Genomic DNA, 3,531 nt, shown 5'->3' with positions numbered 1-3,531 from the left:
TGCGGTGTATCAGGCAACGATAATCTTGCTGATATACCGCATTCGCGAGCAAGCCCGCTCCCACTTTTGTTTTGTGCAATGCATCAGCCAATGCTGATCGGCGGCAAGGTCGGCAGGGTAACTGTCTGCTGTTTGCGCGGTGCCAGGATCTCGGCTTCACCGTCCACGACCAATTCATCGCGCTGGTTGAATACGCGAGTAGCAATGCGCACGCGGAATTTCGGCAGTTTCTCCAGAATCTCCAGACGTACTGTCAGGGTGTCGCCGATCTTCACCGGCTTCTGGAAGCTCATCTGCTGGCCGATATAAATGGTGCCCGGCCCAGGCAGCTCGCACGCCACGGCCGCACTGATCAGCGCGCCGCTGAACATGCCGTGGGCGATGCGTTCCTTGAACATGCTGGCGGCGGCGAACTCGGCGTCCAGGTGCACCGGGTTGTGATCGCCGGACATCGCGGCAAACAGCTGGATGTCACGCTCTTCGACAGTCTTGCTGTAGCTGGCGGTCTGGCCGACTTCGAGGGCTTCGTAAGGGATGTTGGTAACCTGGGTCATCGGTCTTGATTCCTGTGACGGATTAAATGAATCCACAAAAAATTATTCGCTGCGGTGAGGGCGGCGATGGCTGAGCGCCTGGTCGATCCAGGTCAGCACATCGGCGACCACTTCGTCGCGGTTACTCTCGTTGAACAATTCGTGCCGAGCCTGCGGATAGATCTTGAGTTGCAGGTTCTGGCTGCCGGCCGAGCGCAGTGCATTGGCCAGATCAGTCAGACGCTTGCCTTCGCTCACCGGATCACATTCGCCGCCAATCACCAGCAACGGCAGGCCCGGGTCGATCTGCGCGAGATTGGACGCTTTGCTGATTTGCTGCAACCCGCCGAGCAGGTCGATCCATAACTGATTGGTGCAGCGAAAGCCGCATAACGGATCCGTGGCGTATTTGTCGACTTCGGCCGGGTCGCGACTCAGCCAGTCAAACGCGGTGCGCGCCGGTTTGAATTTATTGTTGAACGAGCCGAACGACAGCCATTCGATCAGCGCGCTGCGGCCCTTGGCGCCCTGGCGCAGCTTTTCGAACCGGGCGATCTGCCGGGCTGCGCGGTACAGCGCCACCGGCTGGAAATTCGAGCCGCTGAGAATTGCGCCGTGCAGGCTGGCGCTGTGATGCAGTAAATAAGCCTGTGCAATGTAACTGCCCATGCTGTGCCCGAGCAGCACGATCGGCACACCCGGATGACGCTGGCCGATGTGCTGGTTGAGGCTGGCCAGATCGCCGACCACCTTGCACCAGCCATCGTCGTCGGCGAAATGCCCGAGCGTCCCATGATCGGCCGTTTTGCCATGGCCGCGCAGGTCGGGCGCGTACACACCATAGCCTTCGGCGCAGAGCGATTCTGCCAGCCGCTCATAACGACCACTGTGCTCGGCCATGCCGTGGGCCAGCAGAATCACCGCCTTCATTGGCGCATTCGGCAGCCACTGGTTGACGAAGAGGCGGCTGCGGTCACTTGCGTCCAGCCAGAAAGTGTCGTGGATCATGGCGATTCCTTTTGCGGCATGCTTTTGCTGCAGGGGCTTGCAGAGATTGCATTGTATAGCGCGTCCGATCAGCTCACGCCACGGCTGGAAGATTCACACGATCAATGAGGACCTTGCCCATATTTGCCTGAATGACCATAGCTGCTAGTGTCCGTGAAGCCCCGCTTTTTGCTTTCGGCTTTTTCAAGGACAAGAGAAAAATGACAGCGAAGCGGCCCCGGATCGGCTCAGGTAAAGAGGACAAGAACAATGCAACCTGATTTCTGGAATGACAAACGCCCGGCGGGCGTACCCCTGGACATCGACGTGGGTGAATTCAAGTCGGTGATCGAGGTGTTCGAGCGTTCCTGCAAGAAATTCGCTGATCGCCCGGCGTTCAGCAACATGGGCGTGACCCTGACCTACGCCGAGCTGGAGCGTTACAGCGCCGCGTTCGCCGGTTACCTGCAAGCCCACACCGATCTGGTGCCGGGGGATCGCATCGCGGTGCAGATGCCCAACGTCCTGCATTATCCGATTGCCGTGTTCGGCGCGCTGCGTGCCGGGCTGATCGTGGTCAACACCAACCCGCTGTACACCGCGCGGGAGATGCGCCACCAGTTCAAGGACTCCGGTGCCCGGGCGCTGGTATACCTGAACATGTTCGGCCAGAAAGTCCAGGAAGTGCTGCCGGACACCGACATCCAGTACCTGATCGAAGCGAAGATGGGCGACTTGATGCCCACCGCCAAGGGCTGGCTGGTCAACACCGTGGTCAGCAAAGTGAAGAAAATGGTGCCGGCTTATTCGCTGCCCCAGGCGATTTCCTTCAAGAGTGCGTTGCGCATGGGGCGGGGCCTGGGCATCAAGCCGCTGAAGGTCGGCCTGGACGATATCGCCGTTCTGCAATACACCGGCGGCACCACCGGCCTGGCGAAGGGGGCGATGCTCACCCACGGCAATCTGGTGGCCAACATGCAGCAGGTTCGCGCCTGTCTCGGCCAGTTCGGCAGCGATGGTCAGCCGCTGTTGCGCGAAGGTCAGGAAGTGATGATCGCGCCGCTGCCCCTGTACCACATCTATGCCTTTACCGCGAATTGCATGTGCATGATGGTGTCCGGCAACCACAACGTACTGATCACCAATCCACGGGACATCGGTGGCTTCATCAAGGAGCTGAAGAACTGGAAGTTCTCGGCACTGCTGGGGCTCAACACGTTGTTTGTCGCGCTGATGGATCATCCGGACTTCAAGACCCTGGACTTCTCCACCCTCAAGCTCACCAACTCCGGCGGCACGGCGCTGGTCAAAGCCACCGCCGAACGCTGGGAGCAGATCACCGGTTGCCGTATCACCGAAGGTTACGGTCTGACCGAAACCTCGCCGGTGGCCTGTACCAATCCTTACGGCGAGCTGTCGCGAATCGGCACGGTCGGCCTGCCGGTGCCGGGCACCCGGTTGAAAGTCATCAATGACGACGGTGTCGAACAGCCTTTGGGCGAGCGCGGCGAGCTGTGCATCAAGGGCCCGCAGATCATGAAGGGCTACTGGCAGAAGCCCGAGGCCACGGCCGAGGTGCTGGATGCCGAGGGCTGGTTCAAGTCCGGCGACATCGCGGTGATCGACCCGGACGGGTTTGTGCGCATCGTCGACCGCAAGAAAGACATGATCATCGTCTCCGGTTTCAACGTGTACCCCAACGAAATCGAAGACGTGGTGATGGCCCACCCGAAAGTCGCCAACTGTGCGGTGATCGGCGTGCCGGATGAGCGCTCCGGGGAGGCGGTGAAGCTGTTTGTGGTGGCGCGGGAAACCGGCGTGAGCCTGGAAGAGTTGAAGGCCTACTGCAAAGAGAATTTCACGGCGTACAAGGTGCCGAAACACATCGTGCTGCGTGAGTCGTTGCCGATGACGCCTGTCGGGAAAATTCTGCGCAGAGAGTTACGCGATATCGCCTAAAAGAACTGCGCTTCGCGCAATCGCGAGCAGGCTCGCTCCCACCGGTTCGCTG

At 60.0% G+C, this 3,531-nt stretch carries 3 protein-coding genes; 1 reads left to right on the top strand and 2 read right to left on the bottom strand.

Annotated elements, in window-relative coordinates; all coding sequences use genetic code 11:
* Positions 1–83 precede the first annotated feature (83 nt).
* Together ACW9HX_RS28890 and ACW9HX_RS28885 are read right to left on the bottom strand one after the other, a co-directional pair.
* Positions 84–554: a MaoC family dehydratase gene (locus ACW9HX_RS28890; RefSeq protein ID WP_093099066.1), complete on the bottom strand. Its 471-nt coding sequence runs from the start codon at positions 552–554 to the stop codon at positions 84–86.
* Positions 555–596: 42 nt separating this feature from the next.
* On the bottom strand, positions 597–1,541 hold the full coding sequence (locus ACW9HX_RS28885; RefSeq protein WP_457383188.1) for an alpha/beta hydrolase: 945 nt from the start codon (positions 1,539–1,541) through the stop codon (positions 597–599).
* Positions 1,542–1,790: 249 nt separating this feature from the next.
* On the opposite strand from ACW9HX_RS28885, the gene fadD2 reads away from it, so the two are divergent.
* Complete coding sequence (fadD2, locus tag ACW9HX_RS28880; RefSeq protein ID WP_249490696.1) at positions 1,791–3,479, top strand: long-chain-fatty-acid--CoA ligase FadD2; 1,689 nt, start codon at positions 1,791–1,793, stop codon at positions 3,477–3,479.
* The last annotated feature ends 52 nt before the right edge of the window (positions 3,480–3,531 follow it).

This window comes from Pseudomonas sp. SDO52101_S400 (genome assembly GCF_054071635.1).
This window is presented reverse-complemented; position numbering and strand designations above follow the sequence as displayed.

What these genes read in the sequence shown, in the direction of transcription:
- ACW9HX_RS28890 (WP_093099066.1), bottom strand. Translation starts at nt 554, where the DNA reads ATGACCCAGGTTACCAACATCCCTTACGAAGCCCTCGAAGTCGGCCAG.
- ACW9HX_RS28885 (WP_457383188.1), bottom strand. Translation starts at nt 1,541, where the DNA reads ATGATCCACGACACTTTCTGGCTGGACGCAAGTGACCGCAGCCGCCTC.
- fadD2 (WP_249490696.1), top strand. Translation starts at nt 1,791, where the DNA reads ATGCAACCTGATTTCTGGAATGACAAACGCCCGGCGGGCGTACCCCTG.